Below are 13,525 nucleotides of genomic sequence, written 5' to 3'. Positions count from 1 at the left end.
CGTCTTCGGGCGGCGTGCCGCCAGGTCGGCCTTCCACTGCGCGACCGATGCCCGGTAGTCGAGCTTCCCGCCCCTGGTGGCCGCGTTGCGTCGCAGCTGCACGGGAAATCGTCCCCGGATCACGGCCGACGTCTCGGGCGATATCGTGCACGCCCTTGCCTTGGGCTTTGAGGAGCGCGATCTCCTCTCGCTCATGAAACGACAGGTACCTGCCTGAAGGCGGCTTCGGATCGAACGGTCGCATGCCGCCACACTGTCGGTACCAGCGCGTGGCCACCGCCGGCGCCACGCCGACGATACCGGCGGCTTCCTCGGCGAGAAGCCCCTTGGCGATCTCGGCCCAGAACGCCGCTTCGACGTGACGCTGGTACTTCGGATGTCCCGGGGACCTCAACTTCGGGCGCACCGCTCGATCCGCTGCCTGCTGACGACGAACCATCCAACACCTCCGCTGTCACGAGGTGTTGCGACGACCGATTGAATCCGCCTTGCGATCCGCGGTCGCTGTGATGAATCAGTCCCGAGCCCTTCTTGATTCCCCGCCGCCACAAGGCCATCTCCAGGGCGTCCAGCGGGAGATCGGTCCGCATGTGGGTGGCGAGCTGCCATCCGACGATCATTCGCGAGTACACGTCCAGGACGAAGGCGACGTAGACCCAGCCGGACCAGGTGCGGATGTAGGTGAGGTCGGCGACCCACAGCTGGTTGGGGCGGTGGGCTCTGAAGTGCCGGTTGACCAGGTCCGGTGGTCGTGGGGCGGTTGGTTCGGGGATGGTGGTGCGGCGCCGCTGTCCGCGGATGACGCCTTCCAGGCCGTCCTCGCGCATCAGCCGCTCGATGGTGCAGCGGGCCGCATGCACGCCCTCACGCCGCAGCTGGCGGTGGACTCGGCGGGTTCCGTAAGTCTCGCCGGACGCGGAGTGGATCCGACGGATGTGCTCAAGGAGCTGTTCATCGCGCCGGCGGCGGGCAGACTTCGGGCGTCTGAGGCGGGCGTTGTATGCCGAGACCGACAGGTCCAGTTCCCGGCAGACGGGCTCGACCCCGAAGTCGTCGCGGAGGTGGTTGATCACCGCGTCGGCCTCGTGCGGGGCTGGTCGAGCTCCTTTGCGAAAAACACGCTGGCGGCCTTCAGGATCTCGTTCGCCCGCCGCAACTCGGCAGCTTCTTTGCGGAGTTGGACAAGCTCCGCTCGCTCCGCAGAGGTGAGCAGTTCGGGCCGGCTGCCCTGGTCGGCCTCGGCCTGGCGGACCCACAGGCGCAAGGCTTCCTTGTGAATACCGAGATCCCGGGCCACGTGGGCGACCGGACGGCCAGAGGTCTGTACTTCACGGACGGCTCGCTCGCGGAGCTCGTCGGGATACTTCCGGGGTGCAGGCATCGGACCTGTGCTTCCCATCTGCCGCGGCAATCATGCCTGGCTTCAGGACCGCTACGGAATCCGGTTCAGCTCACCTCCTACCGCCTCGTCACGGACGCCGCCCGTAACCAGTCGTGGTGGACGCTGTCCACCCGGGTTCACACGGAGTGGGAGTTCACGAGCAGTACCACCGACAGCGCGACGGTGCTGCCGCTGCTGGACATCTCGATGGCGCCGCAGCAGCTGGACAACCTGAACCGTGCCACCCAGCGCAACACCGACGTGACGCTCACTGTCGGGCACCAGGCCGGATCACAGGGTGCAGCCGTCAAGGGTGTCCACGCCTGGTGGTCCAGCAACGACGGAAAGACGTGGGAAGCGGCGCAGATGAAGTCCACGAACGGCGTGTGGACGGCTGTGGTGAAGGCACCCAAGGGCAGCGGCGCGATCTCCCTCAAGGCCGAGGCCTGGGATGCTGCCGGTTCGCGGGTCACCGAGGAGGTGACGCGGGCCTACATCGCCAGCAACTGAACCGATGGAACCGCCGGCGCGGGAGTGGTAGCCACTCCCGCGCCGGCCAGTCGTTCCGCGACGACTCATCGAGGGCTCGGCGTCGCGAGCACGGGCGTCGACGGCGACGTCGCCGCGGTGGGTGTGGCGAGCCTCGTGCTCGAGCGCAGCTTCACGCCGTCCGCGACGCGGCTGCTGCTCGGCTGACCGTGAGGATGGCGTTCGCAGCCTGATGGTGCTGGGCGGTGGCTTCGGCGTCGACGGCGTCGGTCTTGCCGTGACGCCGGCGGGCGGCCTTGTCCGGCTGGTTGACCACCGTGACCTCGATTCCCTCGGCGTGCAGGTGGCGGGCCAAGGCTGCCCCGTAGTAGCCGGGGCACTCGACGCCGGCACGTCGCACTACTCCGAACGAGCGGGCCCAGTCGATGAGTTGGCGGTATCCCTGCGCGGTCGCCGGGAAGCTCCGCCGTCCGGGGCGGCACCGAGCATGGTGGTGACAGCCGCGGCGTGAACGTCCTTGTGGGTGTCCACGCCGAGCAGGACCTCCTCGACGGCGTCGGCCGGGATGTGACATGGGGCAGCGGATTGCGTGATGCCGGGCAAGAGGTAGGCTTATGTACAGGGCATCGACATTAAAGGCGTACTTGACCTGGCGTGATGTCTACGGCTTGAGATGCGGTGCCGAATTTCACCAGGGCGCTGGTTCCGAAAAGGCCATCCAACGTACCGCACCAGCAGATCACTCGACCTGCGGTCGAAATCGATCACGATTGATCGCAGCATCCAGCAGATTGCCCATATGGCTCCCGAGGTCCCCGCGTATGCGGGGGTGCGGCGCGAATCAATTCTTCTGCCACCTACTTCGATCGCATTCAAGGGTCGACTGACGTAAGTACGGCCCTCGCGATCGCGGGGAACGATTGAGGGAATGAGAACAGTGCAGATCACGGGCTTCAATCCTACGAATGGCCCCGTCGACACGAGGGTCACCTTGTCGCTGACGGATATGCCGTCAGATGCGAGTATCAGCAACACCACGGTGCTGCTGAGCGGATCGCCTACGGTCGATGTGACTGCTGTCGACATACGCGGTGGAACGATCAGCGTCACCATTCTGGCCAATTCGCAGAGCGGCGACTTCGAAGTGACGGTTCAAGGCCCGGCAGGTCCCGTCAGTGCGCAGAGCTCGACCATCTTCACCGTAGATGCAACGCCTGGGGCGGTGCAGATTACCGGCATGCAACCGCGCACAGCCATTCGGGGTCAGACGCCATTGACCCTGAATGGTCAGAACCTCAACCAGATCAAGTACCTGCGCATCGGCAACGTGAATGTCCTGAGCCTGCAGCACCTGAACTCTGAAATGGTCCGCGTGACGGTTCCTGCGGCCGTACAGCCCGGTCAGCAGCGTGTCACCGGACAGACACAGGATCGCCAGGTGAACTGCCCCTACACGCTCACCGTGCAGTAGTCGAACTCCGTCGCAGAAAGGAGATGGCATTCATGGCCACCCCGCAGGATGTGATCGACGCCTGGGCGGATATCACGACATGGGTGCAGGACACGCTGCCTGAACTGGCGCAGCAGCAGAGTTTGCCTGTGGAGACGTACGATCCCGGCGACCTCGGCGCCTGCAGTGTTTTCAACACTCCCGGGGAGGGCTCGGTGGGCTGGGGTAGTGACGGCGACGCCACCATTACGCTGACCTCTCTCAAGATCGCCAGCATGTCCGGTGTGAAGATCCAGACCGCAGCCGCAGTGGACGGCACCACGGTGCACCTGCCGTTGTCGTTCTCCCAGCTAGGAATCTCCGGCAACTACAGCTACGGCCAGCCCTGCGCGCTCTACGACCTGGGAAAGAAAACGGATTCCGCAACCGCCAGCGGCCACGGCGCCATCGTCCAGACCATCAGCAACAACTCGCTCTACTACGCTGCCAAGTTGGGAGACACTGTGACTCTGAGTAACGTCGTGGTCAATGGTGCTCCGCCGGTCACCGTCACCCCGGATACGGGTGGGATGCCTTCCTGGCTGGTAGCGATCGGCAACTTCTTTTCCACTTTCAAGGAGGAGGATGCGCTGCGCTCGACACTACAGAACGTCTTCCTGACTGCTGACTTCAGCAAAACGTTGATCGCGTTGCTCAACCAGCGGATAGGTGACCGGACATGACTGTGAATCTGGAGAGCTCGACTGTCGACGTGCATCTGCAGACTCCCTCTGGGGATGTGTCAGTCGGCCAGTTCAGCCTGAACGATGGTCAGGTCACGGGAACGGATCGCCGCGGCATCACCTACCGGGGTACCTGCACGCCCATGCCGGACGGCGGCCTGAACGTCGAGCTGATGGCTAGTGTGCCGGCCGGCACCAGAATCGGGGAGAGCAAGGTCAGCGAGACAGACGCCGAGCACAAACTCGCCTTCCACCTCAACCAGGAACAAGTGGCCGGCCAGCAGACCAAGGCGATCCTGCTGTCCGGCTTCGGCTCCGCCGATGTGCGATTCGAGGTGCGCTGACAGAGCTTTGTCGTGTCAGCGACTGAGGGCGCCCACCGCAACCTGATGCCACACTGCACCGACACACCGGTACCCGCTCACGTTCGACTGATCCGCTTTGTGGAGAGACGTTATGACCGGGAGCCAACAATCGCAGCCGCAGAACCCGCTACAACTCGGCCAAACGCTGTATGAGGTACTGGATGTCACGGTCATCGGCACTCCCCGGAGCGCGGCCGCCGCCCGCTATAACCGGGTGATATACAACGCGGACGGTGGCAGCCCGGTCGAGCCGCTCGACCTGCAAGCACAGGATCAGATCCGGGACATCAAGGCGGCCACCGATATGCACGCCGCCGTGCAGAACGTCTATGTGCTGACAGCCGACAGGATACAGATCATCGGAAGCGAACAGGGCAAAGCCACCTCGCGAACCTGGCCCGTCTCCAACCTGAGCAACATCGTGGATCTCGATCCGCAGCAGATTCAGGATCCGCACCTCCTGCTGTTCGGCCAGGATGAACAGAGCATCTTCCTGCAATCGCTCGATTGCTCCACCGGGCACCTGTCCACCCCATTGTGCCTGCCGGCCACCGTCACGGGCAGGGTGGTGGGCGCACTGCTGGCACGCAATCAACTCGATGCGCACGCGATCGTCTGCACCGTGCACAACGGGCAGTTGACGGTCAACGATCTCGGTTCGAGTGTGCTCGGTGCGAATCCAGCGATGCCATCGGTCAACACCATTTCGCTGGGCGCGGTACAGAATTCGGCAGTCGTCGACATCACCACGGCCTCGCTGGCGGCAGGCACTTCGGACCAGCAGGTTGTAGTGACCCATCTCGATCCACAGGGCGTCCTGAACGTTACTGTGCTCGGCTGGACCAAGCAGACTCTGGTTTCGGTCGCGACGGCCACCCCTGATCTCAGCTTCGCCCCGCCCGAGGGCGCGGTGTTCCGGGTGGCCGCCGGCGACCTGCTCGGAAATGGCGTCGACCAGCTGGTGGTCGGATACAGCGCGACCTATCAGTCCGTGAAGGGCTGCGCCGCGCTGTTACTGTTCGAGCTGGAGGAAGGGGCCCACGGTACTCAGAACCTGAAGCAACTCAGCAAGTACGCCGCCGCGAACACCGGTTCACAACCTCTCGCCTCAATCGACCTGCACTTGGCGGTGGGTCTGTTCGGGGAGGCACTGCCTCCGGACCAGACGGCGGTATCGGCCGATGCGCCCGCAGGAGTGCTGGGGGTGCTGGTCGTCGGCGGTGGCGCCACCTTCGACCAGCTCATGAAGGGGGAGGCTTCCATTCTGGCCGGCCTGGTGCCCGTTGATGCGGTCGAGAAGACGTTCCCACGGTTGAACAATTCGCCCGGTCTCCCACAGCACCTGACGAACGTGATGACCATCGACTACCAGTCCGGTTTCTTCGCGTTGCCGAGCGATGTCACTGGGCAGAGCGTGATCCTCGGTCCGCCGACGCTCAGCCAGTCGGTGGGCAAGGGGCAATTGCTGGCCGTCATTCAGGCGCCGCCGTTCGAGTCCGGTGATGTGTCGAGCAGCAACCCGACCCTCACCTTCGGCCAGAGCGTCTCCAAGGTCACGGGCTGCAATGTCTCGTCGAACAAGGTATGGACGTTCAGCCAGGACACCGGCCGTTCCATCGGAATTTCCGGGCAAACCTTGGGGCAGCACGTCAGTAGCTCCTATGGCTACGGCTTTGACCAGCTCGACGACTACTCCACCAGCAGGCTCGTGCAGTCGACCACAACGATCTCCGTGGACGACCTGATCGTGCTGTACGCCATGAGCTACTACGTCTGGACCTACCCGATCTACCGCAAGGCCGGCCAGGACGCCCCGGACGGCACTATGGCGGTCATTTTCCCGATGACGCCGGAGCCGGTCCAGAGCATCATCCCCGCGAGCGATCCCAGCCTGGGCTACATACCCCGCTCGCAGAACGGCGTCCTGTTGAGCTATGTCAACCTGCAACCGGACGGTTACGACGAGTCCCAACTGCTGTTCAACTTGACCAACATGTCGGTAACCAACGAGCCCGGCGGAAGCACCCTGAACTACGACCAGAACCAGATGGTCAGCAAGAACATCAGCCAATCATTCATGGTCCACAACTCCACGACGGACAGCGCGCACTTCTCCATCAGCACCACCCTGCTCGACTACATCCCGATCGATTTCGGGCTGGACCTGAGCGAAGGACAGACATACTCGGAGTCGGACGTGCGGACGACGATGCTGTCGCACACCACCACCATGAACATCACCGTCACGTCGGGAAGCGTCAAAGACATCGGATATGAATACCAGATCGCACCCTACATTTATTACCATCAGACGATGGGATGCCTGATGGTAAGTTACAAAGTTGCCATGCCCGGCAAACTGTGGGCCAGCTATTACGGACCCCGTGTCATGCTGCAGTCGCTGTACTCAAATTCCACGGATCCGGTGTTGCAGGGGTTCAGCCGATCAATTTCTTTCCACGACAACGACGACGGCACGGTTGACGTCAACGTCGAGGTCTTCAACAACAGCTTGAAGGAAATCCAGAATATCGCCTGCGAGTTCTACCACGGACCGCCGACGGTAGTCGACAGCAAGCTTACGCCGTCTGGGAATATGGTCGGACGCCAGAGCTTGGAAACGTTGCTGCCGACTGGGCGCACCACGATGAGCATGAAAATGAGTTTGCAACAGAAGGACCAGGTGGTTGTCGTTGTGGTGTACGGCGTGCCGGCACCGAACGGCACGCAGGTGCGTGAGGTGTATTGGGGTATCTACCCGCCCTCAGCCTTCGCGGACTGGCATGCGCAGCAGGTGTCATTACCGGCTGGGGAAGGGTGACCCGGCTATGAGATTGTCGGCCGTCGAGCGGGCATCGTGTGGATTCGCCGAGGAAGGTGCGGATGATCTGGGACCGCTTCCGGAAGGGATTTCCACCGACGCTGCCACAGCGGTGCTGCGGGCCCGGCAGTTCGGTCGTGGCTTGCACGTGACCCGCACGGCCAGGCGTGCCGTAGCCAAGCTTCGTGCCGGCGCACCGGAACTCGCCGAGGGCGGCCACCTCGGGCTGATCCTCGCCACCGGGCGTGGCGACCAGCATATGGTGGCCCGGCGCACAGCCGATGTCGCCCAGCGGATGAGCCTCGGGGAGCGGGCGCCGACCGATCTCTTCCGGGCGATCGCCTACTTTCCGGTGGGCCGGGTAGCGAAGAGCATCGCGGAGAAGCTGCAAGCTTGGGGGCCGGTCGTCAGTGTCCCCGCCGACCTCGAGCGAGCTCGGACTCTGGCTGAGGTGTGGTTGACGGCCGGGCGTGCCGAGCAGGTGGTGCTGGTGGCTGCCGACGCGACGCCCGATGGTGCCACCGCGCACGCGACAGCGGAATTGTGGCTCGGAGGTCGGCGAGCCGACACCACGCCAGCCCTGACCATGACCGCCTATGTCCAGCGGACGCACCAGAGCGAGGGCGTGTCGTGCGCGGAGCTGGCCGGCCAGGTCATCGAAACGCTGGCCCCGGTCGGCGGCCGGCGTACCGCACTGATCGTGGGTTCCATGCTCGCCGACGCGGGCGAGTCGTTGCTCGCCGAGGTGTCTCCCCGTGACCCCGGTCCGCCCTTGGAAGGCGCCATCCGCTCGCTGGCGGGCCGGCTCGGCTTCAGCGAGCTGTTCGTCCTCATAGGTTCCTCCGGGGCCAGCATGACCGCCCTCGGGCTGGGCCAGGACCTCATAGCACTGGACCGGGCCGACTCTGTCGTGGTCTGCGGCGTCGATCTGGTCCACGGCGTCCTGGCACAGGCCCTTGGGCTGCTCCGCTGCGACGACCTGCCGCACATGCGCGGGGGAGCAAGCGCCCTGATGCTGCAACCAGGGACGCCAGACGGCCGCCACCCCATCTTGCAGGCATGCTCACTGGTCAGCCCAGCCGTCCCGTCCCAGCCCACCGTCACGATGAACCTTGCCGGCGTCCCCACCGGCCTGGCGAACGGCAGGAAGCCGTCGCATGTCGTGCTCAGCGGACTGAGCTCCCTCGATCTGCAGTGCGCCGAGCAGCTGGCCAGCCACGTCTGGCCAGGCGTCCCGATCTCCAGCCGCGGCGACGTTCGCGGTGTCGGCGACGATGTCCTCCGGCTGGCGGGAACGGCCAGTGGCCTGGACCTGCCCATGGGCATTGTCGGGGTCCACTCCCTCGGCGGGACGGGATGCTGCCTACTGACTTCGGCGCTTTGAGTCCGGTGTCGATGAGGTGCTGACGGCGCCAGACGTAGATCGTCTGTTCGCTGATGCCGAGGTCGTGGGCGATCTGCCGGATCGGCCGGCCGGCTTCGACGAGATCGAGGACCTTGCGTCGGAACTCGGCTGGGTAACTACGGGGCGCGGGAGCCTCCTTGAGCGTCTGGAGCATCATCCGTCCAGCAAAGTGACTCCACCAGACCCGGGGCACATCGGAGTCCCTGCCGAACCCGGGGCGGTTCAGGTGCCTGGCTGGTTGGCTGCCAGGAGTGGTGGCGGGCGGCCGACCAGATGGTGAGGTCGTGGGCGATGCCATTGATGCTGGTCGAGGTGACGACCTGGTGCTCTTTGCGAGTGGTGTCACGGCGGACATTTCGTAGCCGCCTTCTTCCAGGACGACCACTGAGGCGAACCACACAGGTTCTCCTCGGGCTGGAGGACCACGACAGTGCCCCGGCCGAACCGGTGCGCACCACGGACGCCGGACCGCGGGTCCACTGACCACGACACGCCGCTGCCATTGATGCCCACCTCGAGAGTGGCCCTTCAGTCGATGATGCCCGACATTGCGAGCACCTTGTCGATCCGTACCCGGACGAGCAGCTCGCCGGGGATGCCGTTGCGGGCGCCGTACTCCTCGGCCCGGTCGGCGCCCACATAACGGGCCGCGATCCGGGTGGCCCACTCCCGGACCTGCGGGAGGGCGTCGCTGAGCTCCGCGCGACCTTGCAGTACCACGTACCCGAACGGCGGCCGCTCATCGTCCACGCACAGCGCGACCCGGCCGTCGCGGGCGAGGTTGCGACCCTTGACCGTGTCCTGACCGGTGTTGAACACCAGCTCGTCACTGTCGAGCAGGAACCAGACGGGGGCGATGTGCGGGCTGCCGTCCGCGCGGACAGTGGAGAGTTTGCCGGTCCGGGTGCCGGACATGACGAATGCGCGCCACTCGGCCTCGCTCATCTTCTGTGCCATGGCCGCATGCTGCCTGATGGAAAGCCGACTGACGGGAACTGACGCGCGGACCGGCCCTTTCCCTCCATCCGGCCCAGCCACTGATCCACTTTCGATACACGCTCCGGAGATCACCGACCACCGCGACGACGCGCAAAGTCACCGGAGCCGCGCGCCTGGCCGCCCGAAGGCGTCCGCCATCCGGCCCTTGTGGTTTAGACCACCGTCACCGTCCGGCTATCGGCGATCAGCATCATCCCTGCTGTCATACGGGGGTAGTTCAGGGAGATCGCATGAGCAGAACCAGTCATCCCGGACCGGGTCGCCGCAGCCTGCTGCAGGCCGCGCTGGCCGTGCCGGTGGTCGGAGCGGCCGGCACGGTGCTGGACACGCAGTCCGCACAGGCCGCCACGGCGCAGCCATCGACAGCCGGCTCCGGCAACCACCGTTTCGACGCGGAGAGCCCGCGCTTCGCACTGGCGGTCCTGCCGGACACCCAGTACCTCTTCGACGCGGACAGCGCGGACCCGGAGCCGCTGAAGGAGACGTTCCACTACCTGGTGGCCCAGCGCCAGGAGGCAAACATCGCCTTTATGACGCACCTGGGCGACGTCACCGAGCACGGTAGCGAGGAGGAGATCGGTCTCGCGGCGGACACCTTCCGGACCATCCACGGCAAGGTGCCCTACAGCGTCCTCGCCGGCAACCACGACATCAACTCCGGCACCGACGACCAACGCGGTGACACCGCCTATCTCCGGGCGTTCGGGCCGCAGCGCTTCACCTCCATGCCGACCTTCGGCGGCGCATCGCCCGACGGCTACAACAGCTACCACGTACTGCAGGCGGCCGGGCACGAGTGGCTGGTACTCGCCCTCGACTGGCGCGCCTCCGAGAAGGGGCTGGCCTGGGCGCAGGGCGTCCTCGACGCCCACCCGACCCTGCCGGCCATCCTCACGACCCATGACATCGCCTGGGCCGAGGACAACGGCCGGGCGCACCTGTCCGACAACGGACAGCGGCTCTGGGACCGCATCATCCGCGGCAACGACCAGATCTTCATGGCGCTCGGCGGCCACTACTGGCCTCCGGGGCGCACCGTGCTCACCAACGACGCAGGCCATGACGTGCATGTGCACATCACCAACTACCAGGACCGCTACTACGGCGGTGCAGGCATGGTCCGGCTCTACTCCTTCGACCTGGTCCGCAACGTCGTCGACGTCGAGACGTTCTCGCCGTGGTTCCTCGCCCGCGACCCGGAGAAGCGCACGCCGCTGGAGGCGGAGACCATCGAACTGACCGGTCCGGTGGACCGGTTCTCGCTGGACATCGACTTCGCGGAGCGTTTCCAGGGATTCGCCCCGGTGGTTCGCCCGGCGCCGCGTCCGGCGTCCCGGGTGATGCCTCGGGGCACCGTCGCCTACTGGCGGTTCGACTCCGCCGGTCTCGCGGGTGCCGGCACTGCCGGTTCCGCGGTTGCCGCGGGCGCCGTGGCACGCGACCTGTCCGGGCACGGAAACGACCTCCGGGTCCAGCTGCTCCACGACAGCGCCTCGAAGGCCCTCACCTGGTCGGGCGACCACCATTCCGAGCAGCCGGCCCACGCCAGCCTCCGCTTCGACGGCGGCAAGTCGCCGGACCGGGGCGCGATCCTCACCACGGCCGCCCAGGCGCCGCTGAACAGCTTGACGTTCACCTCGGGCTTCACCATCGAGACCTTCATCAAGCTTCCGGAGCCGTTCGAAGGCGACCACGCCTGGATGGGCATCCTGAGCTGGGAGGGTCGCAACGGCGACGCCGGAAAAACCACCGGCTGGTCGACGGAGGAGCCCACCTGCAGCCTCAATGTCACGCCTGAGCGCTTCCTGCAGTTCGTGCTCTACCCGCACGTCCAGGACGCCGACCCGACTTCGTGGAGCCACGCGCTGCCCGTGGGTCGCTGGACCCACATCGCGGTCGTGAACGACGGTCATCGCACAGTGATGTACGTCGACGGGTCGAAAATCGCCCGGAACCCGTCCCAGCGGGCCACCGGCATCGCGACGCTCGGAAAGCCATTCGTCATCGGCGGCACCCAGTTCGCCGAGAAGTTCGGCCAGAGCTTCTACGGCTGGATCGGCGACACTCGCATCGTGGACCGAGCGCTGACCCCGAAGGACTTCATGGCCCCGTTCGCGTAAACCGGTCGCAGCGAGCGGCCGGATGACCATCTGAGTCCGATGCCCGGCCCGGGAGCCACGCGGTTGTCGCTCCCGGGCCGTGTTGCGTCCTCCGGCGGTGGGCCGAGGGCACCTTCGGCCGGGGCATCCGCGCGGCGTTCGCGGACAATGAATCCAGGCCGGCGCCGTCCAGGAGGCCGCGATAACGGCCGATGTCCGCCAGGGTGATCGAGGCCGGCAGGCCCATCGGCGCACATTTCAGACGAAGGCCGCTCCGACGTACGCCGGTTACCGAACCGAGTGATCAAGTTCGACGCACCATGCGGCGACGGACGTTAAAGATCAAGTCAGGGCATGTTTCGGAAGCCGGGGGATTGTCGGTTCTGAAGGGAGGCGTTCGTCGTAGGGTGAGAGGCGGCCGAAGGCGGCCAACGGCCAAGGGAGCCATGTATGACGCGGTACCTGATCTCGTTCGATGACGGCGCGATGACCTTCCCCGAGGAGGAGTTGCCCAAGGTGGCCGAGGCCTCGCTCGAGGTGGTGCGTCAGGCTCGGGACGCCGCTGTGTGGGTCTTCGGCGGTGGACTGGAAAGGCAGCAGGCGAGCGTCGTGGCCACCGACGGGACCGTCACCAACGGCCCGTACCCGGAGACCAAGGCGGTGCTCGGCGGGTTTGCGATCATCGATGTGCCCTCACGTGAGGACGCGCTGGAGTGGGCTGCCAAGATCGCTGCCGCGTGCCGCTGTGCGCAAGAGGTCCGGGAGATCATGCCCGACCCGACCCTCTGATCGAAGACGACCCGCCGCGGCTGGGCCTGGTTCGGAAGTGCCTTGCGACCTGCGGGATCGGCATGCTGCGGGCCTGTGGGCGACGCGGTTGGGCGGCATGATCTGACGGACGAGGCCTGGGCGGCGCTCGAGGCGTTGCTGCCGGTCGCAGGGTGCGTGCGGTCGTCGGGCGCGGAACCTGCGACCGGCAGGTCGACGGGATCCGGCACCGCGTCCGGGCGGGGTGCCCGTGGCGAGACGTGCCCGAACGGTATGGGCCGTGGTCGAGCCTGTATCGGGTGTTCCACCGTTACCAGCGCGAGGGCGTCTGGAACCAGGTCCTGGACGCGCTGCGGACCCTGGCCGACGGGGGCGGGCAGATCTGCTGGGAAGTCTCGGTCGACTCCACGATCACTCGGGCGCACCAGCATGCCGCCGGCGCCCATGTCAGGCGAGCAGGAACGGGCCGGGCCTGCTGGGTGCCGCGTCGATGTGCAGGGTGGCGGCGTCAGTCTCGGTGTCATGGCTGATGTCCAGGACGCTGAGGTCGGCGCTGCCGCCGACGACGGGGATCTGATCGCCGGCTTTTCAGCTCGCCCGCACAGGCTGTGGGTTCGCCGGCGAAGGAGTGGTCAAGTCAGTTGGTGCCGTGTGGCATCGCGGTGGCCATGAAGCGCGGCCAGGCCACTTGAATCACGCGGCAAGTACGCACGGGATGTTGTCGGACGCGAGAGCGCGCAGCTCAGCGAGCGGCCAGCCACGTGTGGCGAGTTCGTCGAACAGGGCCGGTTAGCGGGAGACGTCGGCGAATTCGGGTGGCAGTGCGGGCGTGCCGTCGTAGTCGCCACCTCTTGTTCCTCGCCGGCTTCAACAACCGCGAGCTACCAGGAGGCCCTTCCTTCATACGCGCACGGCTGCCGGCTCACCCGATCCAGGACCATGTTCGATCAAGAACGACCGCACGACCGGAAAGCGGCTTGTGAAATGCTGAGGCAGCCCAGGGAGTTGATGCTCGACCCTGCCCTC

At 65.8% G+C, this 13,525-nt stretch carries 13 protein-coding genes and 2 pseudogenes; 9 read left to right on the top strand and 6 right to left on the bottom strand.

Going from position 1 to position 13,525, the window contains the following annotated elements; genetic code table 11:
* From ACFU8W_RS40930 to ACFU8W_RS40920, 3 genes and pseudogenes are all read right to left on the bottom strand, one after another.
* Positions 1-298, bottom strand: a pseudogene (locus ACFU8W_RS40930) (helix-turn-helix domain-containing protein); the annotation flags it as partial.
* Positions 192-1,073: an IS3 family transposase gene (locus ACFU8W_RS40925; protein WP_384049034.1), complete on the bottom strand. Its 882-nt coding sequence runs from the start codon at positions 1,071-1,073 to the stop codon at positions 192-194. The pseudogene ACFU8W_RS40930 and the gene ACFU8W_RS40925, both read right to left, overlap by 107 nt.
* Positions 1,070-1,381, bottom strand: a complete 312-nt coding sequence (locus tag ACFU8W_RS40920; protein ID WP_384049031.1) for a transposase — start codon at positions 1,379-1,381, stop codon at positions 1,070-1,072. The genes ACFU8W_RS40925 and ACFU8W_RS40920 overlap by 4 nt, the downstream gene beginning before the upstream one ends.
* Here ACFU8W_RS40920 and ACFU8W_RS40915 point away from each other — a divergent pair.
* Positions 1,298-1,891 carry a hypothetical protein gene (locus ACFU8W_RS40915; RefSeq protein ID WP_384049047.1) on the top strand — a complete coding sequence of 198 codons (594 nt, stop codon included), beginning with the start codon at positions 1,298-1,300 and terminating at the stop codon, positions 1,889-1,891. The genes ACFU8W_RS40920 and ACFU8W_RS40915 overlap by 84 nt on opposite strands.
* 151 nt (positions 1,892-2,042) lie before the next feature.
* On the opposite strand, the gene ACFU8W_RS40910 is transcribed toward ACFU8W_RS40915, so the two are convergent.
* Complete coding sequence (locus ACFU8W_RS40910; RefSeq protein ID WP_384049029.1) at positions 2,043-2,444, bottom strand: transposase; 402 nt, start codon at positions 2,442-2,444, stop codon at positions 2,043-2,045.
* A gap of 354 nt (positions 2,445-2,798) precedes the next feature.
* Between ACFU8W_RS40910 and ACFU8W_RS40905 the strand changes: the two genes are divergently transcribed.
* The 5 genes from ACFU8W_RS40905 (at position 2,799) to ACFU8W_RS40885 (ending at position 8,612) form a co-directional block, all read left to right on the top strand.
* Positions 2,799-3,341, top strand: a complete 543-nt coding sequence (locus ACFU8W_RS40905) for a hypothetical protein (RefSeq protein WP_384049026.1) — start codon at positions 2,799-2,801, stop codon at positions 3,339-3,341.
* A gap of 32 nt (positions 3,342-3,373) precedes the next feature.
* Positions 3,374-4,042 (top strand): hypothetical protein, encoded by a 669-nt coding sequence (locus ACFU8W_RS40900; protein WP_384049023.1) that lies wholly within the window; start codon positions 3,374-3,376, stop codon positions 4,040-4,042.
* On the top strand, positions 4,039-4,386 hold the full coding sequence (locus ACFU8W_RS40895; RefSeq protein ID WP_384049020.1) for a hypothetical protein: 348 nt from the start codon (positions 4,039-4,041) through the stop codon (positions 4,384-4,386). The genes ACFU8W_RS40900 and ACFU8W_RS40895 overlap by 4 nt, the downstream gene beginning before the upstream one ends.
* Before the next feature lie 112 nt (positions 4,387-4,498).
* Entirely contained in the window at positions 4,499-7,228 is a 2,730-nt protein-coding gene (locus ACFU8W_RS40890) for a hypothetical protein (RefSeq protein WP_384049017.1), read from the top strand.
* A 142-nt stretch (positions 7,229-7,370) separates the two neighbouring features.
* Positions 7,371-8,612, top strand: a complete 1,242-nt coding sequence (locus ACFU8W_RS40885) for a hypothetical protein (RefSeq protein ID WP_384049044.1) — start codon at positions 7,371-7,373, stop codon at positions 8,610-8,612.
* A gap of 16 nt (positions 8,613-8,628) precedes the next feature.
* Here ACFU8W_RS40885 and ACFU8W_RS40880 read toward each other — a convergent pair.
* Positions 8,629-8,787, bottom strand: a pseudogene (locus tag ACFU8W_RS40880) (transposase); the annotation flags it as partial.
* A 374-nt stretch (positions 8,788-9,161) separates the two neighbouring features.
* The gene (locus tag ACFU8W_RS40875) at positions 9,162-9,590 is read right to left on the bottom strand and encodes a PPOX class F420-dependent oxidoreductase (protein ID WP_384049014.1); all 429 of its coding nucleotides are present in this window, start codon (positions 9,588-9,590) and stop codon (positions 9,162-9,164) included.
* Positions 9,591-9,862: 272 nt separating this feature from the next.
* On the opposite strand from ACFU8W_RS40875, the gene ACFU8W_RS40870 reads away from it, so the two are divergent.
* The 3 genes from ACFU8W_RS40870 (at position 9,863) to ACFU8W_RS40860 (ending at position 13,029) form a co-directional block, all read left to right on the top strand.
* A complete protein-coding gene (locus ACFU8W_RS40870) occupies positions 9,863-11,752 on the top strand; it encodes a LamG-like jellyroll fold domain-containing protein (protein ID WP_384049011.1) in 1,890 nt (629 codons plus the stop codon).
* 429 nt (positions 11,753-12,181) lie between these two features.
* Positions 12,182-12,520 (top strand): YciI family protein, encoded by a 339-nt coding sequence (locus ACFU8W_RS40865; protein ID WP_384049008.1) that lies wholly within the window; start codon positions 12,182-12,184, stop codon positions 12,518-12,520.
* A 152-nt stretch (positions 12,521-12,672) separates the two neighbouring features.
* Positions 12,673-13,029, top strand: a complete 357-nt coding sequence (locus ACFU8W_RS40860; protein WP_384049005.1) for a transposase — start codon at positions 12,673-12,675, stop codon at positions 13,027-13,029.
* Positions 13,030-13,525 lie beyond the last annotated feature (496 nt).

It is taken from the genome of Streptomyces sp. NPDC057565 (assembly GCF_042801455.1).
In the GTDB taxonomy this organism is placed as follows: Bacteria; Actinomycetota; Actinomycetes; order Streptomycetales; family Streptomycetaceae; genus Streptomyces; species Streptomyces yanii.
This window is presented reverse-complemented; position numbering and strand designations above follow the sequence as displayed.